This window comes from Microbacterium sp. HD4P20, assembly GCF_019449275.2.
Classification (GTDB): domain Bacteria; phylum Actinomycetota; class Actinomycetes; order Actinomycetales; family Microbacteriaceae; genus Microbacterium.
Map to the genome: position 1 here is coordinate 394,166 of NZ_JAHZQZ020000022.1, position 18,726 is coordinate 412,891.

Annotated in this window: 13 protein-coding genes; 9 read left to right on the forward strand and 4 right to left on the reverse strand. The window is 67.9% G+C overall.

The annotated features are described in order from the left end of the window. Together K0817_RS18370 and K0817_RS18375 are read right to left on the reverse strand one after the other, a co-directional pair. Window positions 1-465, reverse strand: a complete 465-nt coding sequence (locus K0817_RS18370; RefSeq protein ID WP_219983118.1) for a GNAT family N-acetyltransferase — start codon at window positions 463-465, stop codon at window positions 1-3. A 119-nt stretch (window positions 466-584) separates the two neighbouring features. Continuing rightward, window positions 585-1,385, reverse strand: a complete 801-nt coding sequence (locus tag K0817_RS18375) for a glycoside hydrolase family 16 protein (protein ID WP_219983119.1) — start codon at window positions 1,383-1,385, stop codon at window positions 585-587. Window positions 1,386-1,513: 128 nt separating this feature from the next. Here K0817_RS18375 and K0817_RS18380 point away from each other — a divergent pair, with 128 nt between their 5' ends. From K0817_RS18380 to K0817_RS18390, 3 genes are all read left to right on the forward strand, one after another. After that, window positions 1,514-3,196 (forward strand): formate--tetrahydrofolate ligase, encoded by a 1,683-nt coding sequence (locus K0817_RS18380; RefSeq protein ID WP_219983120.1) that lies wholly within the window; start codon window positions 1,514-1,516, stop codon window positions 3,194-3,196. 142 nt (window positions 3,197-3,338) lie between these two features. Then, a complete protein-coding gene (locus K0817_RS18760; protein ID WP_219983121.1) occupies window positions 3,339-4,676 on the forward strand; it encodes an AAA family ATPase in 1,338 nt (445 codons plus the stop codon). A 146-nt stretch (window positions 4,677-4,822) separates the two neighbouring features. Next, entirely contained in the window at window positions 4,823-6,943 is a 2,121-nt protein-coding gene (locus K0817_RS18390) for an acyl-CoA dehydrogenase (RefSeq protein ID WP_219983122.1), read from the forward strand. 54 nt (window positions 6,944-6,997) lie between these two features. On the opposite strand, the gene K0817_RS18395 is transcribed toward K0817_RS18390, so the two are convergent. Both K0817_RS18395 and K0817_RS18400 read right to left on the reverse strand, forming a co-directional pair. Continuing rightward, on the reverse strand, window positions 6,998-7,399 hold the full coding sequence (locus tag K0817_RS18395) for a glucose-6-phosphate dehydrogenase (protein WP_219983123.1): 402 nt from the start codon (window positions 7,397-7,399) through the stop codon (window positions 6,998-7,000). Between the two features lie 137 nt (window positions 7,400-7,536). Beyond that, window positions 7,537-8,433, reverse strand: coding sequence for a LysR family transcriptional regulator (locus K0817_RS18400; protein ID WP_219983124.1), 897 nt, complete (start codon window positions 8,431-8,433; stop codon window positions 7,537-7,539). An 88-nt stretch (window positions 8,434-8,521) separates the two neighbouring features. Between K0817_RS18400 and K0817_RS18405 the strand changes: the two genes are divergently transcribed. From K0817_RS18405 to K0817_RS18430, 6 genes are all read left to right on the forward strand, one after another. Beyond that, window positions 8,522-8,956 (forward strand): hypothetical protein, encoded by a 435-nt coding sequence (locus tag K0817_RS18405; protein WP_219983125.1) that lies wholly within the window; start codon window positions 8,522-8,524, stop codon window positions 8,954-8,956. A 42-nt stretch (window positions 8,957-8,998) separates the two neighbouring features. Next, window positions 8,999-10,342 carry an MFS transporter gene (locus tag K0817_RS18410; RefSeq protein WP_219983126.1) on the forward strand — a complete coding sequence of 448 codons (1,344 nt, stop codon included), beginning with the start codon at window positions 8,999-9,001 and terminating at the stop codon, window positions 10,340-10,342. A 164-nt stretch (window positions 10,343-10,506) separates the two neighbouring features. Next, the gene (locus tag K0817_RS18415) at window positions 10,507-11,199 is read left to right on the forward strand and encodes an alpha/beta hydrolase fold domain-containing protein (protein WP_308211920.1); all 693 of its coding nucleotides are present in this window, start codon (window positions 10,507-10,509) and stop codon (window positions 11,197-11,199) included. Continuing rightward, window positions 11,192-12,238, forward strand: a complete 1,047-nt coding sequence (locus tag K0817_RS18420) for an SDR family oxidoreductase (RefSeq protein WP_219983128.1) — start codon at window positions 11,192-11,194, stop codon at window positions 12,236-12,238. Before K0817_RS18415 ends, K0817_RS18420 begins: the two co-directional genes overlap by 8 nt. 34 nt (window positions 12,239-12,272) lie before the next feature. Then, window positions 12,273-12,839: a DNA-3-methyladenine glycosylase I gene (locus K0817_RS18425; RefSeq protein WP_219983129.1), complete on the forward strand. Its 567-nt coding sequence runs from the start codon at window positions 12,273-12,275 to the stop codon at window positions 12,837-12,839. 106 nt (window positions 12,840-12,945) lie between these two features. Continuing rightward, a partial coding sequence (locus K0817_RS18430; RefSeq protein WP_219983130.1) for an isopeptide-forming domain-containing fimbrial protein occupies window positions 12,946-18,726 on the forward strand: 5,781 nt, incomplete at its 3' end.

The window sequence follows — 18,726 nt, forward strand, 5'->3', positions numbered from 1 at the left end:
TCAGTCGAGCTCCTGGGCGTAGTAGTACGCGCGTTCCCCGGTGTCAGGGTCGGTTCCGCTGAAGCCGTGGCGTTCGTAGAAGCGTTGCGCGTCGACGTCGGCCTCGTCGACATTGATCTCGATCGCCGAGACTCCGGCCGTGCGGCAGTCTTCGATGAGCCGCCGGATGATCGCGCCGCCGATGCCGGCACCGCGCGCGGAAGGGGCGACGTACATCTCGTCGAGCAGGGCGACCGGGCCGGGGTACCAGACGTTCGGGCGCAGGGTCACCAGTGCGAGCCCGGCCGCCGGTTCGCCGCCCAGCAGCGCGAAGGTGTCCGCTCCCGCGAGCAGCGACCGCAGCCGCGAGGCAAGGACGATCGGGCCAGGGGAGTCGGTTTCGAACTCGGTGTTGAAATCGTGCAGCAAGCCCGCCACGACCGCGGCATCGCCGACTCCGGCACGTCGAACCCGCACCCCGCTCATGCGTCAACCGTAGGCGTCGCGCGACGCCGTGACCAGGGTGGTCATCACGGTGGCGCGCCATCGCCTGGGGCGCCAGCAGACGCGTCTCGAACGCTCCCCTTCGTCGATCCGAGGGGGCGTCAGCGCGCCGCGTAGCTGCGGACGTGTGCCACGCGCAGCACATGAGGTAGCGCGGCGGTGTCTCGCGTGCCGTCGGTGCGCGGAAACTCGTACACGTCGAGCATGAACTGCACGGGGTAGTCCATCCTTTGCTCCACGGTTTTCACCCATCGCCCGTCGATGAAGAAGCGCACGCGCTCGGGCGCCCACTCGACCGCGTAATCGTGGAAGTCGGTCAGGTCGCCGTCGACGCGGATCTTCTCGAAGTCCGTCCGCAGTCGCGGGTCGTTCTGGGCCTTCAGTCCAACCCCGACAAGGCCGCCGGTGTCGTCGACCTCCCGACCGAAGATCTCGGCGATGCAGAGCTCGCCGCAGTCGTCGGGCCTTTCCTCGAACCCGATCGGCCAGAAGGCCACCATCACATCGGGATGCCGCACCGCGGCCATCCGCACCTCGATGACTCCGTGGCGCACCAGCCACCCCCGGTGCTCCGGCTGCTCTTCGCGCACGCGCAGACCCGTGCGGAACCGGTGCTGCCCCCGCTCGCTCCCGACCGGGCCCGAGTGCTGGCCGGTCTGCAAGTGCGAGACTCGCACGTCGCCGTCGAGGTCCGGTGCCCAGGGCGCGGTGTCGGCGTCGATGCGCAGCTCGAGACCACCGGGGCCGATCGACCAACGCGCGGCCGAAGCATCCCGAGTCGACCAGTGCGGCGTATAGAAGGGCCACCAGCGAGCGGTATCGAGCCGGCCGCCGTCGAAACGCTCGTCGACGTCGGGCTCGCGGTCACTCAGATCGAGCGGGGCATCGGGAGTGGCGCGCATCGCTCCATTCTGCGCACATCTGCCGACACTCCGAGGTCACCTTCTCCGTGGGTGCCGTGCCCGACAATCGACGGTGCCCGGCTAGGCTCCGACGTGCGGGCGACGGCGCCCGGGAGCGGGGAGCGGGCGTGGCCACGAGCAACATCGACATCGCACAGCGGGCCGAACTCTGGCCGATCACGCGGATCGCCGAAGGACTCGGCATCCCCGAGGAGGCTCTCGAGCCGTATGGCCGTCACAAGGCGAAGGTCGCCCTCGCGCACCTCGCGAAGCTGCAGGAACGGCCGCGTGGACGCCTGGTGCTCATGACCGCGATCTCGCCCACGCCCGCGGGCGAAGGCAAGACGACCACGACCGTCGGCCTCGGCGATGCCTTGAACCGGATCGGTGAGCGCGCGATGATCTGCCTGCGCGAACCGGCGCTCGGGCCGGTGTTCGGCATGAAGGGCGGCGCCGCCGGCGGCGGATACGCGCAGGTCGTGCCGATGGAAGACATCAACCTGCACTTCACCGGTGACTTCGCGGCGATCTCGGTGGCCACGAACCTGCTGGCGGCACTCATCGACAATCACATCCACCACGGCAACGAGCTCGGCATCGATGTGCGGCGCGTGACGTGGCGGCGCGTGCTCGACGTCAACGACCGCGCACTGCGCGACACCGTCATCGGCCTGGGCGGGCCCGGCAACGGCTACCCGCGTGAGAGCGGCTTCGACATCGTCGTGGCCAGCGAGGTCATGGCGATCTTCTGCTTGGCCTCGAGCCTCGAAGACCTCAAGAACCGTCTCGGCGACATCGTGGTGGCCTACACCCGCGACCGCGCGCCGGTGCGGGCGCGCGATCTGCAGGCGCACGGCGCCATGGCCGCGATCCTGCGCGATGCGCTCGCGCCGAACCTCGTGCAGACGCTCGAGCACACGCCGGCGTTCGTCCATGGCGGGCCGTTCGCGAACATCGCACACGGCTGCAACTCGTTCATCGCGACCGATGCGGCATTGCGGCTGTCGGACTACGTCGTGACCGAGGCGGGTTTCGGCGCCGACCTGGGCGCCGAGAAGTTCGTCGACATCCTGTGCCGCTCCACCGGTCTGCGCCCCGACGCCGCGGTGATCGTCGCGACGGTGCGGGCGATGAAGTACCACGGCGGCGTCGAGGTCGCCCATCTGGCGCAAGAGGACGTCGCCGCGGTCACCCGCGGCATGGTCAATCTCGAACGGCATCTGTCCACCGTCCGCGACACGTGGGGCATCCCCGCGGTCGTCGCGATCAACCATCGGGCGGAGGATTCGGATGCCGAGATCGCGGCGGTGATCGGTGCCGTCGAGGCGGCCGGGGCCAGAGCTGTCGTGGCGAAGCATTTCGCGCAGGGCGGCGCCGGCGCCGAGGAGCTCGCCCGGGAGGTGGTGCGCCTGTGCGACGCGGCGCCCGCGGCGTCCGAGCTTCACTTCACCTATGCCGACGACGCGAGCCTGTGGGAGAAGATGAGCGCGATCGCGACACGCGTGTACGGGGCATCCGAGATCACCGCCTCCACGGCGGTCCGCGCGCAGATCCGCCGCCTGCAGGAGGAGGGGTACGGGCAGTATCCGGTGTGCGTCGCCAAGACGCAGTACTCGTTCTCGACCGACGCCAAGCTGCGAGGTGCCCCCAGCGGCCATGCGGTCGACGTCCGCGAGGTGCGGCTGGCGGCCGGAGCGCGGTTCGTCGTGATGATCTGCGGTGACATCATGACGATGCCGGGCCTGCCCGCCGTGCCCGCGGCCAACACGATCGACGTCACAGGGGACGGGCGGATCGTCGGACTGTTCTGAGCCCGCCGTCGATTCGAATGCCGCGAGCGCGCCCGGGTTACGGTGGTACGTCGGATTCGTCTGAAGCGCCATGTGCTCGCGCCGCGAAGGCGTCCTCGCTTCGACGACATCCGCCCCATCGACATTCAGTCAAGGAGTCCGAGTGAACGAAAGCGTCCAGATCCCGGATCGGCCGCGCATCTCTGTGGTCACCAACGACGACGGCACCGGGTCGGTAACCGTCGACGGCAGCACGCGCACGGTGAAGGCGCGCGACGCCGCCGGCGCGCGGGAAGCGGTGCTCGCGCTCGTGGTCGAGGTGGCTCAGCAGCACGGCCGTGAGGTTCGCGTCGCGGCCAGCGGCAGCGACGGCGTGCGTGCGCTGATCGTCGCGCCCGACGGATCGGTCGAGGAGGGCATCGAGACGACCGCCGACCTCGTCACCGGGGTTCCCGAGGCGACGCTCTCGACACCGGTCTCGAGCGCGGTCTCGACAGCGGTCTCGACATCGGCGACGGCCGCCGCAACTCCAGCCGCAGCATCCGACGAGCAATCGCTGACCCGGCGTGATGCACGCCTGCTCACCGCGCGCGACTTCGCCGAGTCCGCCAAGACGCCCATCCGGGTCCTGGCGACCGAGGGCATGCGCGGCGGAATGAACAAGGTCGGCTTCCGCCTCGCGCCGGGCAAGAAGGAGCAGGCCCGGCGCGATCGCCACGACACCATCCAGCGGGCGTTCTCGGGTCGCAAGACGATCGCCGTGATCGGGGAGAAGGGCGGCGTCGGCAAGACCACGACCACGTACCTGCTCGGCGCGACACTCGGCCGCATTCGCGGCGGCAGCGTGCTCGCGTGGGACAACAACGAGTACAAGGGCACGCTCGGCATCCGTTCGCTGCCCGCGCCGTCGCACGACCGCACCGCGATCGACCTGCTGCGCCACGTGAACGAGGGACCGGGTCAGCTCAGCTCGGCCGACCTCATCGACTTCGTGCGCGGCCAGCGCGACAACAAGTTCGACGTTCTGGCGTCGCAGAACCTCGACGGCGACAGCGAGGTGATCGACGAGCAGGCGTTCGGGCTGCTGCACGACACGCTGAGCAGCTCGTATCGCGTGATCATCGTCGACACCGGCAACAACTCGAAGGCGGGAACCTGGCAGTCCGCCGTCGCCGCCGCCGACGTGCTGGTGCTCACGACCATCGTGAAGGAGGACAGCGCCAGGACCCTCGCCTCCATGGCCGACACGCTCGTCGCCCACGGGCACGAGGCCAAGCTGCGCAACGCGGTGACGGTCATGAGCCATCCGTCGCCGACGAGCTATCCCGACCTCGAGAAGCGTCTGACCAGCCACATGGGCGAGCTCACGCGACAGGTCGTGCCGGTGCCCTTCGACGTGGCGCTCGATCGAGGCGACGTGATCGACTACGACGCCCTCAGCGATCAGAGCCGCGAGGCCTGGATGAAGGTCACCGCGGCGGTCGCCGCCGGCTTGCGGTAGCTCCCTGCGGCTGTCGGGTCCGCACAAGGCATCCGGCAGACGCGGTCGGGCACCTTTGTGCGCACTCGCCAACCGGCTTGCCTTGCCGTTGTAGGAAGTCCTACCGTCGCAGTGACTCTTCCTCTCGTGACCCGAAGGTGATGCACATGGCTGACGCCGCCGTCCGCACCAAGAAGCCCGCCGTCCACAAGCGCACGCCCGCGGGCGGCGCCCCGACCGCCGCGCACACCGCGGAAGAGGCATCCGAGCCCCGCATCGATGTCGCGGCCGTCACCGATCTGCTGCTCGGAACGTGGGGCGACACCCGCCGCACGGCGCGCGAGATGATCAAGGACCCCGCGTTCTGGCGCATCGACGGACAGCCGATGGCCGAACACCGCGAGCGCGTGCTGACCCAGCTGCACCTGCTCGTGGAGCACGGCGGCTCGCGTCGCGCCTTCCCCGAGGAATACGGCGGCGAGAACAACAACGGCGCGAACCTCGCCGGCTTCCAGGAACTCGTGCTGGCCGACCCCAGCCTGCAGATCAAGTCCGGCGTGCAGTGGGGACTCTTCGGCTCTGCGATCCACCAGCTGGGCACCAAGACCCACCACGACAAGTGGCTCAAGGGCGTGATGGATCTGTCGATCCCCGGCGCCTTCGCGATGACCGAGACCGGACACGGATCGGATGTCGCGGCCATCGGCACGACGGCCACGTACGACCCCGAGACCGAGGAGTTCGTCATCCACACGCCGTTCCGCGGCGCCTGGAAGGACTACCTCGGCAATGCCGCCCTGCACGGCAAGGCCGCGACAGTGTTCGCCCAGTTGATCACGGGCGGCGTCAACTACGGCGTGCACTGCTTCTTCGTGCCGCTGCGCGACGGCGACGGGAACTTCCTCCCCGGCATCGGCGGCGAGGACGACGGCGTCAAGGGCGGCCTCAACGGCATCGACAACGGCCGCCTGCACTTCGACCACGTGCGCGTCCCGCGCGAGAACCTGCTCAACCGCTACGGCGACGTCGCCGCCGACGGCAGCTACAGCTCCGAGATCGCCAGCCCCGGCCGCCGCTTCTTCACGATGCTCGGCGCGCTGGTGCAGGGGCGGGTCTCGCTCGACGGCGCCGCGACGACCGGCACCGCGCTCGCCCTCTACATCGCGCTCACCTACGCCAACCAGCGCCGCCAGTTCGACTCGGGCGTCGGCAGCGAAGAGGTCGTGCTGCTCGACTACGGCAAGCACCAGCGACGCCTGCTGCCGCTGCTGGCCCAGAACTACGCGCAGTTCTTCGCCCACGACGAGCTGCTGCGCACCTTCGACGGCGTCTTCTCGGGTCGCAAGGACACACCGGCCGAGCGCGAGAACCTCGAGACGCTGGCCGCTGCCCTGAAGTCGCTGTCGACGTGGAACGCGCTCGATTCGATCCAGGAGGCACGCGAGGCGTGCGGCGGGGCCGGCTTCCTCGCCGAGAACCGCCTGGTCGGCCTTCACCAGGACCTGGACGTCTTCGCCACCTTCGAAGGCGACAACAACGTGCTGCTGCAGCTGGTCGGCAAGCGACTCCTGTCGGACTATGCCAAGCAGTTCAAGGGGAAGGATGCCGCGGCCCTGGCACGCTTTGCGGTCACGCAGACCGCGGGCAAGCTGTTCCACGGCGCGGGCCTGCGCCAGCTCGGACAGACGGTCACCGACTTCGGTTCTACGGCCCGCTCGGTGGAGCTCGGACTGCGCGAGGACCAGCAGCACGAGCTGCTCGCCGGCCGTGTGCAGCAGATGGTCGCCGACCTGGCGGCCGCCCTCCGTCCGGCATCATCGCTCGCGCCCGCCGAGGCCGCTGCACTCTTCAACAGCCATCAGGCGGAGCTCATCGAGGCAGCCCGTGCGCATGGCCAACTGCTGCAGTGGGAAGCCTTCACCGACGGGGTCAACCGTGTCACCGACGCGGGCACGAAGCGCGTGCTGACGTGGCTGCGCGACCTGTTCGGCATGCAGCTGATCGAGAAGCACCTCGCGTGGTATCTCATCAACGGACGGCTGTCGACTCAGCGCGCAGCATCCGTCTCGCGGTACATCGACCGGCTGTCGGCGCGGCTGCGCCCCCACGCTCAGGATCTCGTCGACGCCTACGGCTTCGAGCCCGAGCACGTGCGCGCGCCGATCGCGTCGGGCGCGGAGCGGGAGCGCCAGGACGAGGCCCGCGAGTACTATCGCGAACTGGCAGCCTCGGGCGAGGCTCCCGTGTCGGAGAAGTCGCTCAAGAAGAAGGAGCGCGCCGGGCGTTGATCATCGAGCGGCGGCGGCGGCCGGTGCCGCCGGTTCGTCAGCTGCCCGCCCAGGTCAGCTGTCGGACCAGCTGCACATGCCGCACTCGCCGGTCGCCGAGACCTCGACGAAGCAGTTCGGGCACACCGCCCGCTGGCGCTCGGGGATAGATGGCTTCGCGGGGCGGCGCTCGGCCGCTGCCCGCGAGGATCGCGCGGAACGGCTCGAAGCGACGTACGCCGCGACCACGGGTCGCTGAATCACCGGACGATGCTCGGCGCAGTAGAAGCGCACATAGCCGTCATGGTTCTTCGGATGGCGGTGCTTGTACGCCCACAGTTCGGTGCGCGGCTGCGGCTCGGAGTCGGTCCCGCACGTGAAGCAGCGCGTCGGCTCGCCGGGAACGACATCGGCCACCACCACGAGCGTGTCGAACGGGATGGCGTCCCGCCAGTCCGATGATGCGACGATCTTCATGGGGAGCCTCCTGCGCGCAAGCCCGAATGGGCTCAACACTCAACGGTAAGCGACCGGGGGGTCCTTCGGGTACCGGCCGGGGTCGAACCGGTGACGGGATGCTGACGCGCCCGGGATCGGCGGCAGATCGCACGGTGTCACGGCTGCGGTCCCTGCTGCTCCCGCCACCGTCTCGCGACGTCATCGAACGTCATCAGCACGCGCTCCGATGCGCGCCCTCCTTCGGCGGAGCCGAAAACTGCCAGTTCCCGGTGAGGCGGGTGGCGCAAGCGCATGACACCTCCGGGAAAGTCGGGGGCGAGCATGTTCGATGGAACCAGGGAAGGACCGATGCCCGCCGCGGCGAGCGCGGGTGCTGACGCGGTCTGCTCGACGCGCACTGCCGCGGACGGCGAGAAGCCCGCCTCGTCGCATGCTCGATCGAGGATGGCGGCGAGGCCGTTGTCGCGCGAGTAATGCACCCATCGGCGGCCGGCGAGCACCGACAGGTCCGGAGCGGTGGAACCCGCGAGCGGATCGTCCGCGGCGAGTGCGACGACGAACTCCTCCCTGCCGAGGCTCACTCGCGGACCATGCCAACCCGCGGGCAGGGGACCGATCGCCACGTCGGCGTCAGCGGTGAGGACCGCGTGCGCCATCGCATCGGCGTGCCGGTGCTCGGCGAGTCGTAGGTCGACTTCGGGATGGCTTGCGGTCCACCACGACAGCACGATGGGAAGCAGGCCGAGACTGATCGAGTACACAGTGGCCACCCGCAGCTCACCGCGCATGAGGTCCATGGCCTCGACCGCGGCCAGTTTCGCTCTGTCGGCTGCCGCGAGAGTCGCTCTGGCGTGTGGGAGCACCGCGTGACCAGCCATGGTGAGCCGGACCGACCGTCCCGTTCGGGCGAAGAGATTGATCCCCAGATGGCGCTCGAGCGCGGCCAGCTGATGCGAGAGAGCCGGTTGGGTGACATTAAGACGCGCTGCGGCACGCGTCATCGATTCCTCTTCGGCGATCGTGACGAAATACTCGAACTGGCGAAGACTCATAAATAAACCTTATCGATCGCATCCAAAGAATGCATTGGATCTATCGCTCCCTGGCACCCACAGTGGTCTCAGACCGAAAGGATCCGTTATGACCGTTACACCCGCCGCTGCCGGTCTGGCCCTCGCCGGTGATGTCGTTGCGGCCGACTTCGAGGGATGGTCGGACGCGCATCTCGCCGAATTCCGGGAGAACGCGTGGAACGGCCGGGTGGGTCACGTACTCCTTCTCGAAACCGACCGTGTGCGCATCTGGCGGCTCTCCGTCGGCCCGGGCGAGAGAGTCGCGTTCCACCGACACGTCCTCGACTACTTCTGGACAGCGGTCACGTCCGGGCGGAGCCGTCAGCACAGTCATGACGGCACGACACGCGAAGTGGCGTACGAGGTGGGCACGACCCGCTCATTCGTCTTCGCCGAAGACCAGTACCTCCTGCACGACCTCGAGAACATCGGCGAGGGTCGACTGGAGTTCGTCACGGTCGAGTTTCTCCGCAGCGCCAATCCCCCGCTGACGCTCTCGTGAGCAGCGGCACCAGCAGCACCACGTGATCGAGGAGGATCATCCATGGTTACAACGAGAACGGGCACCGTCGGATCCGGCGAGCGCTCCAGTAGAACCCCGCTGCGCCGGCCTCTGAGCCCTCGAGGCGTCGCTTTCGCGGCGATGGTGGGGAACGCCATCGAGCTGTATGACTTCGTGATCTACGCGTACATCGCGGCGACCGTGTTCGGGCCCCTGTTCTTCCCCACGGAGGTGCCGTGGATCGGCGTCCTCCTCGCCGTTTCCGCACAGGCTCTCGCGTTCGTGACCCGGCCGCTGGGCGCTGTCATCTTCGGATCGGTCGGGGATCGGTTCGGTCGGCGGCCCGCGCTGCTGGCGTCCCTTGTGATCATGGGCGGAGCGACCGTGCTCGTCGGACTGCTCCCTGGGTACGCAGTCATCGGAGTTCTCGCCCCCATCCTCCTCATCTGCCTCCGGCTTGTTCAGGGAGTCGCAATCGGTGGGGAGTATCCGGGCGCTGTCGTCGTCGCGGTGGAGCATGCTCCGCGGAATCTGCGCACGCTGTTCGGCGCTTTCCCACAGGTCGGCAACATGATCGGCCTGTTGCTCGCCGGCGCGACGACGCTCATCGTCAGCTCCGTCGTGGGGGCGGAGACCTGGACCGCGTGGGCCTGGCGCATCCCGTTCATCGCGAGTGCGGTGCTGCTCGTCATCGGCGTGGTCCTTCGAACCCGATTGGCTGAGACTCCGGCCTTCCTCGAGGCGACGGAGCGTGTCGCAGCAGGTCGGCGCCGGGAGGCGGGCATCCGGGTCCTCCTGCGCGACGCGTGGAGACCGCTTGTCGTGACCACACTCGCGTGGCTGGGTCCCTTCGCATTCGGGTACGCCTTCCTGACCAGTCTTCTGGCCTTCGTCACCACGTATCGTCCCGAGATCGCAGGTGTGACTGTCACGGTCGGCCTTGTGCTGACATCCGCGCTTCTGATCGTCGTGGTCCTGGTGTTCGGGCGCTTCGGCGACGCGATCGGCAAGCAGAGGATCATCGTGTGGTCCGGCGTCCTCACCCTTGCCTGGGCGGTCCCGTCCTATCTCCTCGTCGATATGCGCAGTCCGCTGGCGCTGTGGGTGGCCATGGCCGTGGGAGCCATTGCCTATGGCGCCTTCGGCGGCGTCATGCCGTCGATGATGTCGAACGCCTTCCCTGTCACGGTGCGCTATCTCGGAGTGGCGGTTGCGATCGCCGCGGGAGCGCTCATCGGCGGGGCGCTCCTGCCGATTCCCGCTCTCGCGCTCGTCGGTCAGAGTGGCGGTTCGTCCGCGCCTCTGATGGCGATGATGGCGATCGGCGGGGCGGCGACCGTGGTTGGCGGCGCGCTCTTCCGCCGGTTGCCGAGCTACCAAGAGTGAACGCGCACGAGCTTCATTCACGCCGCGCGGCCGTCGAACAACTGGCCGCGCGGCAGCGCTTCGCGCCCCGCGATACCGAGATACGGAATCTTGAGGATCGGCGCGGCGAGCCGCCCATCGTCCTTCATGCACCGCCCGCACACACGCGTCGAGGAGACGAGACGATCGCGTGGTTCCACGGCGGCGGATTCGTCACCGGAGGTCTCGCGACGCACTCGCGCGTGGCCGGGCGCATCGCCTACGCCCTTGGCAGGACCGTCGCGCTCGTGGGCTACCGGCTCGCGCCCGAGCATCCGTTCCCGGCGGCGTTCGACGATGCCCGCCGCGGGGCCCAGCGGCTGAGTGATCGTGGGCCTCTCATTCTCGGCGGAGACAGTGCGGGGGCCAACCTCGCGCTCGGCGTGAGCCACCTCGGGTTGGCCGAGGTGCCCGCGCTCCTGCTCGCCTACCCCTTCCTCGATCTCAGCATGGGGTGGTCACCCGAGACGCGCGCCGCCTTTCCCGAGGACTGGGCGCGACTCGATGCGTATCGCCGGCTCTATCTGGCGGGCGCGGATCCAGACGATCCCCGGGCATCACCGGCGTCCCTTGGTGCACCTCCGGTGGCGCGAGTCGCGCTCGCGCTCGCGGATCGAGACCCACTGGCGGAGGAAGCTCGAGCATTTGCTGCAGACGCGCGCCGCGCAGGCGTCGAGGTCTTCGAACACATTCACCCACGAACTCGGCACGGGTTCCTGCTGAGGGACGACCCGCCAAGCGCGGTCGATCGCCTGCTGACAGACTTCGCCGCGATCCTCGCGACGCGGGACTCCGAGCCGCGCACAGCCGGCACCGCAACGGAAGGACACCATGAATAGAGCGCTCGTCGTCGGAGCACGCGGCGTGATCGGGCGCAACCTCGTCACGCACCTGCTGCGGGAGGGAGACTGGGACGTGATCGGGCTGTCCCGACGCGGTGGCGAGGCCGCAGATCGACTCCGCCACATCGCGGTCGATCTCCTCGATCCGGGCGATACCGTTACGGCCCTCGCGCCGCTGCACGATGTGACCCACGTGTTCTACGCCGCGTATCAGGACCGACCGACGTGGAGCGAACTGGTGGGACCCAACCTCGCGATGCTCACAAATGTCGTCGATGCGATCGAGCCCCGCATGCCGACGCTCGAGCACATCAGCCTCATGCAGGGTTACAAGGTCTATGGAGCGCACCTCGGCCCGTTCGCGACCCCAGCCAAGGAGGACGATCCACCCCACATGCCCCCGGAGTTCAACGTGGAGCAGCAGCGTTTCCTCGAACGACGCCAGGACGGCCTGCCGTGGTCGTGGTCCGCGCTGAGGCCGTCGGTGGTCGCGGGCGTGGGCCTGGGAAACCCGATGAACCTCGCGATGGTCATCGCCGTCTACGCATCGATCAGCAAGGAACTCGGTATCCCGTTCCGCTTTCCGGGCAAGCCCGGCGCGTATGGGAGCCTCATCGAGATGACCGACGCGGATCTCCTTGCCAAGGCCACCGTCTGGGCCGCGACCGATCCGGCCGGCCGGAATCAGGCGTACAACATCACGAACGGCGACATGTTCCGGTGGTCCTCGATGTGGCCGAAGATCGCGGCATTCTTCGAACTCGACGTCGCGCCGCCGCTACCGATGCAGCTGGCCGATGTGATGGCCGACAAGGAGGACGTCTGGGATGCCATGGTCCAGCGGCACGGCCTCATCGCCACGCCGTACGAGAGCGTCTCATCATGGCAGTTCGGCGATTTCGTCTTCGGGTGGGACTACGACGTCATCGCAGACACGTCGAAATCCCGGCGGGCGGGTTTCCACGAGTACGTCGAGAGTGAGCAGATGTTCCTGCAGATCTTCCAGAGCCTGCGGGACTCGCGTCTCATTCCGTGAGGACGACGTCGGCGGGCGGTCCTAGGCTGGCGCCGTGAGCTTGCAGACGGGCGCGGACGGGGTCGTGCGCTGTGCGTGGGTCGGCGGCGACGCCGAGTACGCGCGGTACCACGATGAGGAGTGGGGCCGGCCGCTGCACGGAGACCGCGCGCTCTTCGAGAAGATGAGTCTCGAGGGGTTCCAGGCCGGGCTGTCGTGGATCACGATCCTGCGCAAGCGTCCCCGTTTTCGCGAGGTGTTCGCGGGGTTCGAGCCGGAGGTCGTGGCCCGGTTCGGCGACACCGACGTCGAACGGCTGATGACGGATGCCGGGATCATCCGCAACCGCGCAAAGATCCTCGCGACGATCTCCAATGCCCGGCTCGTCCTCGAGCTCGAGCCCGGAGAGCTCGACGCCTTCATGTGGTCCTTTGCTCCGGCATCCCACGTCCGCCCGGCATCGTTCGCCGACGTCCCCGCGACCACGGCGGAATCCGACGCGATGAGCAAGGCGCTGCGCAAGCGCGGATTCCGCTTCGTCGGATCGACGACGATGTATGCCCTGATGCAGTCCTCCGGCATGGTCGACGACCACGTCGTGGGGTGCTGGCGGGCGGGGTGAAGGTGAGGGTGAAGTTTCTGAGAGTGACCTGAGAGCCTGCTAGGAACGTTGACAGGGGGGGAAGCGTCAGTCGGCGTCGACCCTGTGACGTTTCCAAGGGGGAATCTTGAGTCGTCTGCTGAAGCTCGGAAATTCGGTCTCGACAGCTGGTGCGCGCCGCAGGCCACCAGGACGCCGGCGCGCAACGGCCGCGGCGTTCACCGGAGTCGCCGCGCTGATCCTGTCGCTGCTCCCGGTGGCTGCCGCCCAGGCCGCGCCGCTGTCGGTGCATGAGATCACCGCCAACTGGGCCGGCGATCCGACGCCGACCGAGGCGCCGTTCGGGCAGCCGGTGACGGCGGAGTTCCACGTGAACACCAACGACAGTGAGGACCCGTACTCGAACGAGCCGGTCGAGAACGTTCGCGCCACTCTGACGGTCGGCAACGGCGCCTTCACGAGCATCCCGCAGGTGTGCAAGACGAGCGACGTGACGCCCGTCTCCGAGATCTCGGACGACGGCACGGTCCTGCTGTGCAACCTCGGCACCATCATCGAGGGCACCGCCTCGGTCATCCAGACCCCGGTGCGCGCCACCTCCACGGAGGGCGGCGACCTCACCGTCGTCGGCACTGCGACCTCCGACACCGCCGTGGCCGAAGCCGGCCCCGCCGACCCCGGTCCGCTGCCGATCACGTACGTGCACGGCATGGACCTGTCCCTCGTCCAAGCTCCCGGCCAAGCGAACCAGGGTTTCGCCGATGCCAGCCGTCTCGGGGGCAACCGTCCGTTCTTGCAGATGAACTATTCGCTCATCCTCGACGCCGGAAGCCGACCCGGGCCCGAGAGCTACTCGTTCCCCGTGAGCATCAGTGCCAACATCGCCGGCGCGACCAATGGTCTCGCGTGGGAGGCGTGCGTGCCGATCACCACCCAGTCGCGGTCGACCGGCCAGCCCTTCTCCGACCCGGCGGAGGAGGACCGCACCAACTTCCCGACGTGCAGCGTGAGCGGCGCCGGCACCACGTACACGGTCTCGCTCTCGGATCTCGATTACACGCTGGTCAACGCGCCGGTCAACGACAGCATGGGTCAGCCGCTCCCCGGCAACGGCGTCTACGTCGCCTCGGGCACCGTGCAGTTCAGCATTCCCGCAGCTGTGACGGCCATCACCACGTACACGTTCACCGCGTCGCCCGGCGCGTTCGTCTTCGACGACGGTGTCTCGGAGCCTGACGGCAACGCAGAGAACAACGTCTCGAGCGCCACGCTCACCCCGCCCGGCGGATTCAGCAACCACTGGATCGGATCGCCGGCGAACTCACGGACAACGTGGGATGCCAACCTGTGGGTGAGCCCCGGCACAAGCCTGGACGCGGTCATGCCGCAACCCGGGATCACCGAAGAGAACTGGGACGAGCAGGTCGCCGCCGGAAATGTCGGGCCGATCCCGCTCTACCACCAGGCGAACAGCCTCGTGTGGAACGGATACAGCGGCCCCGGTGGGGCGCAGCTGGCGGGCCTCTGCACGATGAACCAGAACCCGGCGTTCGTCCCGACCTCGTTCGAGGGTGGCGGCTGGAACGGCGGCGGCCTCGACGGCTACGAGAACTACGAGACGGCGCGGTTCTTCTACACGACGCAGGTGCTGGACACGAAGACCGAGACGTGTGGACAGGCAGCGCCGAGCGCGATGTGGATCGAGACCACTCCGGCGCCCGGAACTTCGCTCACCGACCCTCGCATCAGCACCGACATCCTGATGGACCTTCCGGCGGGCGTGACCGCTGTGAAGATGACGTGGAACCCGGCCGTCGACACGTCCGCCCACACGTTCCTCCGCGCCTTCGGGCACATCGATCCGGCAGCCCCCACCTCGGGAGAGGGCTGGACCGTCGGAACGTTCAACGCCCCATACGACGTCGCCACCGGATTCCCGGAGTATCCGACGCTGAACAACTGGGTCAATCTCAGCACCGTGGGCGGTGGCACCGTCATTCCGGGCAGCACCTATGGTCCGAACACGAACGGTTTTCGCGACGCGTACCGCCTGCAGGGTGCTCAGGGTCTGATCGAGAAGGTCGTCTCCGACACCACCGCCGAGCCCGGCGTCCCGGTGACGTACACGCTCCGCGCGCAGGCGCAGAATCTCGTGACGAGCCCGCCGCCGGCGACGTTCGACGTGGTCGACACGCTGCCGGAAGGGATGGTCTACGTTCCCGGCACGGGCGATCCCGAGCCGACGAGTGTGAGCCCCGATGGACGAACCATCACATGGACGTTCGCCGGGGTCGCCCCGAACGTGTTCCAGACGATCAGGTACCAGGCGCAGCGGCCGGCCGACAGCGTTATTGCACCCGGAACGAGGCTCACGAACACCGCCGTGATCAACACGGTCGGCGACAACCGCCCGGCGAACACCCCGGGCCGCACGGCGACGGCGACGGTCACGGTGCCCAGCGCATCGGCCACCGTCTTCGGAAAGGCCGCCGCGGCGAACGTGCTCTCGTTCGACGGTGACAGTTCCTCGTGGGTGCTGACGATCAACTCGCAGGACCCCGAGTCCAGCGACTTCACCGACACCATCGACATCCTGCCCGCCGTCGGCGACGGCCGCGGGACCAACATCGACGGCACCTACGCGGTGACCGATGTCGTCGCCCCCGCGGGCTCGACGGTGTACTACACGACGGCGCCGCTGGCCTCGCTGAGCTCTGACCCACGGGACGCCTCCAACGGAGGCACGCCGGGTTCGGTCGCAGGGAACACCGTGGACTGGTCGACGACTCCGGTCGAGAACCCGACCGCGATCAGGGTCATCGGCCCGGAGCTCGCTCCGGGAGCGAGCCAGACGATCCGCATCGACTTCACGACGCCTGCCGGCACCAGCTGTCAGGAGCCCGCGGCGGGTGACAACAAGCCGGGTCAGATCCTCGTGAACTCGGCCGGTTCGTGGGCGGAGCACTCGGCGCTGCCGATGCTGTCGTCCGCGGTCACCGAGATCGCGAACTGCTACGCCGTCGACCTGAAGAAGTACGTGCAGGATGCCGATGGCGAGTGGCACGACGCGAACACGACCGCCGATTTCCCGACGTATCGCGTCGGCGACGAGGTGCCGTACCGCATCGTCGTGGAGAACATCGGGCAGGGCACGCTGACCGATCTGGAGATCACCGACAGCCTGTTCCCCGAGGGTTCGTTCACGGTGGCGTCGCTCGCCCGAGGCGAGCAGCAGGTGCACGAGTTCACCGCCACGATGACCGGCGGCGGCAACGTGGTCAACACGGCGTGCGGCACGGCGGCGACCCCGCCGGATGCTGAGGCGCCGACGATCCTCTGCGACCCGGCGGGTGTCCAGGTTGTGAACTACACGACGGTGAAGTCGTCCGACCCCGCCGAGGGGGAGACGGTGCGTCCGGGTGAAACGGTGACGTACACGGTGACGGTGACCCAGGAAGGTGACGCTCCCGCAATCGCCCAGTTCGGCGACTCGCTCGAGAACATCTCGGATGACGCTGTCTACAACGGCGACATCAGCGCGTCGCTGGGCACGGTGGACGTCACCGACGGGGTGATCTCATGGACGGGCACGATTCCCGTCGGGGAAGTCGCGACGATCACGTACTCGGTCACGCTCAAGGACAGCGCGGGCCTGGATGCCGACGGCGACTACCTCCTGAGCAATCAGGTGACCAGCCCCGGCTGTATCACCGCCGAGAGCTGTGCAACGGAGCACCCGATTGCGGATTTCACCGTGGTGAAGTCGTCCGACCCGGCTGATGGGTCGAATGTCGATGAGGGTGGCACGATCGAGTACACCGTGACGGTGTCGCAGGTGGGTGAGGCCGAGTACGAGGGTGCGTCGCTGGTCGATGACCTGAGCGATGTGCTGGATGATGCCACCTGGGACGACGAGCTGACCGCGTCGGCTGGCACGGTCGGTTTCGATGCGGCCACGCAGGTGTTGTCGTGGTCGGGTGATCTGGCGGTGGACGAGGTCGTGACGATCACGTACTCCGTCACGGTCACGGGTGAGGGTGACACCCACCTGCACAATGTCGTAACCAGTGATGGCTGTGCGTCGGTGGAGGTGTGTGAGACCGAGCATTACACGGCCTCCTACACGACGGTGAAGACGTCGGATCCGGCGTCGGGTTCCGATGTGCAGGTTGGTGATGTGATCGAGTACACGGTGACGGTGACGCAGTCGGGTCAGGGTCGTGTGGTGGCGCAGTTCTTCAACGACGACCTCACCGGGGTGTTGGATGATGCGACGTTCAACGATGACATCGTCGCCTCGGACGGGACGTTCACGTATGTCGATGGGGTGATCTCGTGGACGGGTGATCTGGGTCCGGGTGATGTGGCGACGGTGACGTATTCGGTGACGGTGACCGCTGCTGGTGACACGTTGATCGGGAACACGGTGCAGTCTCCGGGTTGTGAGGCGGCTGCTGATTGTGAGACCGAGCATCAGACCGGTCGTTACGAGACGGTGAAGACCTCTGACCCCGCCTCGGGCAGCGATGTGCAGGTCGGGGAGGTCATCGAGTACACCGTGACGGTGTCGCAGATCGGTGCGGGGCCGGTGGAGGATGCGTCGTTCGCCGATGACCTGACGGCGGTGCTGGATGACGCGACCTGGAACGATGACCTGGCCGAAAGTGGCGGGTCGGCGGATTACGCGGAGCCGACGGTGTCGTGGTCGGGTGATCTGGCGGTGGATGCCGTGGTGACGGTGACGTATTCGGTCACGGTGACCGGTGCGGGTGATATGAGCCTGGCCAACGTGGTCACCAGCGACGGCTGCCTCGACGAGGCGGGTTGCACCACGACCCACCTGACCGGTGACTACACGGTGGCCAAGACCTCGGTCGCCGCACCCGGCAGCGATGTCGCGGTGGGTGAGACCATCACCTACACCGTGACGGTCGCGCAGCGTGGTCCGGGGGCGGTGACGGATGCGTCGTTCGATGATGATCTGTCGGCGGTGCTGGATGATGCGACCTGGGACGACACCCTGGTCGCCAGTGCGGGCGAGGCCTCGTTCGACGCGGATGCTGAGACCATCGAATGGTCCGGTGATCTTGCGGTGGGTGCGGCGGTGACGGTCACCTACACGGTGACGGTGACCGGTGAGGGTGACATGACACTGACCAACGTGGTGTTGCCGGGTGAGGACGGTGAGTGTGTGCCGGCGGCGGACGGGAACCCGGAGTGCACGACCACGCATGAGACGGGCCGGTTCACCTACGCGAAGATGGCCGACCCGATCCACAACAGTGACGTGCAGGCCGGTGACACCATCACCTACACGGTCACCGTCACGCAGGTCGGTCCCGCCGGGGTCGCGGCATCCGTGGTGGATGACCTGACGGACGTCCTGGATGACGCGTCCTACAACGGGGATGTCGCGGCCACTGCCGGTACGGCGACCGTCGAGGGACCGACGCTGTCGTGGGCCGGTGACCTGGCGCCGGGTGATGAGGTGACGATCACCTATTCGGTGACGGTGACCGGGGCTGGTAACACCACCCTCGCCAATGTCGTGACCACGCCGTCCGAAGCCGGCGATTGTGTGACGGCGGAGGATGGCACCGAGGAGTGCCGCACCATCCACAAGACCGGCGGGTATGTCTACGCCAAGACCGCGGACCCGGCATCCGGGGCCACCGTGCGTGCCGGTGACACGGTGACGTACACGGTCACCGTCACCCAGCGTGGTGAGGGTGCGGTCACCGACGCGGTGGTCACCGACGACCTGTCGGGGGTGCTGGATGATGCGACCTGGAACGGTGACGCGGCCGCCAGCAGCGGCACCGTGGCCCGGGCGGGGAACACCCTGACCTGGACGGGTGATCTCGCGGTGGGGCAGACTGCCACGATCACCTACTCGGTGGATGTGACC

What these genes read in the sequence shown, in the direction of transcription:
- K0817_RS18370 (WP_219983118.1), bottom strand. Translation starts at nt 465, where the DNA reads ATGAGCGGGGTGCGGGTTCGACGTGCCGGAGTCGGCGATGCCGCGGTC.
- K0817_RS18375 (WP_219983119.1), bottom strand. Translation starts at nt 1,385, where the DNA reads ATGCGCGCCACTCCCGATGCCCCGCTCGATCTGAGTGACCGCGAGCCC.
- K0817_RS18390 (WP_219983122.1), top strand. Translation starts at nt 4,823, where the DNA reads ATGGCTGACGCCGCCGTCCGCACCAAGAAGCCCGCCGTCCACAAGCGC.
- K0817_RS18395 (WP_219983123.1), bottom strand. Translation starts at nt 7,399, where the DNA reads ATGAAGATCGTCGCATCATCGGACTGGCGGGACGCCATCCCGTTCGAC.
- K0817_RS18400 (WP_219983124.1), bottom strand. Translation starts at nt 8,433, where the DNA reads ATGAGTCTTCGCCAGTTCGAGTATTTCGTCACGATCGCCGAAGAGGAA.
- K0817_RS18405 (WP_219983125.1), top strand. Translation starts at nt 8,522, where the DNA reads ATGACCGTTACACCCGCCGCTGCCGGTCTGGCCCTCGCCGGTGATGTC.
- K0817_RS18410 (WP_219983126.1), top strand. Translation starts at nt 8,999, where the DNA reads ATGGTTACAACGAGAACGGGCACCGTCGGATCCGGCGAGCGCTCCAGT.
- K0817_RS18420 (WP_219983128.1), top strand. Translation starts at nt 11,192, where the DNA reads ATGAATAGAGCGCTCGTCGTCGGAGCACGCGGCGTGATCGGGCGCAAC.